2 protein-coding genes are annotated in these 916 nt (G+C 51.2%); both read right to left on the bottom strand.

Annotation, left to right across the window (positions count from 1 at the left end; translation table 11 throughout):
- Positions 1-278: hypothetical protein (locus ACTHS3_RS15380; protein WP_440367744.1), on the bottom strand; the 278-nt coding region annotated here is incomplete at its 3' end.
- A gap of 146 nt (positions 279-424) precedes the next feature.
- A partial coding sequence (gene aqpZ / locus ACTHS3_RS15375; RefSeq protein ID WP_440368419.1) for an aquaporin Z occupies positions 425-916 on the bottom strand: 492 nt, incomplete at its 5' end.

Raw genomic sequence — 916 nt, 5'->3', positions numbered from 1 at the left:
TGCCAAGCATCATCATCGCCGTCAAATTCTTCAACTTCGTCAAATTCGCCGTTTTCTACCATGCTTACCAGCTCTTCTAAGCTTTCTGCGCCTTCCACCCAAAAGCAGGGAATATCGGGTGGTGTGTCGGGGGCAAGCAGGGCGGCTTGTTGGTCGTGCCAAGCAATCCAATAGCCATTTTGTGTTTGTACGAATACGGCATCGGGATGGATGGTTTCGTTTTCGGTATTGACCAGCATTCTGGCGGCGATATCGGTTTGAAAAGGTAAGGTTTGCATGATGGTTTGAGAATGTGAGAAAAGAAAGTATTGTAACATGGCAAAAACAAACGCACCGTCTGAGTCAGGCGGTGCGTTTGTGTCTCGGCAACTTGGGTGCGGTCGGTTATGGAGTCGGCCACACCGGGAATGTCATTCCGTCAAGATTATTTGTCTTCGTTAGCCAACACGAAGCGGTAAATAGCCGCGCCAACTGCTGCGCCGGCAATAGGAGCCAACCAGAACAACCACAGTTGTTCAATAGCCCAGCCGCCTTGGAACAAGGCAACACCGGTAGAACGTGCAGGGTTTACGGAAGTATTGGTTACAGGGATGCTGATCAAGTGAATCAGGGTCAGACCCAGGCCAATGGCGATAGGGGCAAAGCCGGCCGGAGCCAGTTTGTCGGTAGAACCCATGATGATGATCAGGAAGAATGCGGTCAGTACGAATTCGATCAGCAAAGCGGCCATCATGTCGTAACCGTTAGGAGAGTGTTCGCCGAAACCGTTGCTGGCAAAGCCGGAGGCAACGGCATCAAAACCGGTTTTACCGGAAGCAATTAGATACAGAACGCCAGCAGCGGCAATCGCACCGATAACTTGGGATACGATGTAAGGCAACAGGTCTTTACCGTTGAAACGGCCGCCGATGAAAAG

Source organism: Neisseria sp. P0009.S007 (genome assembly GCF_051962515.1).
Note: the sequence above shows the minus strand (reverse complement) of the source record. Positions and strands in the feature narration are given on the sequence as shown.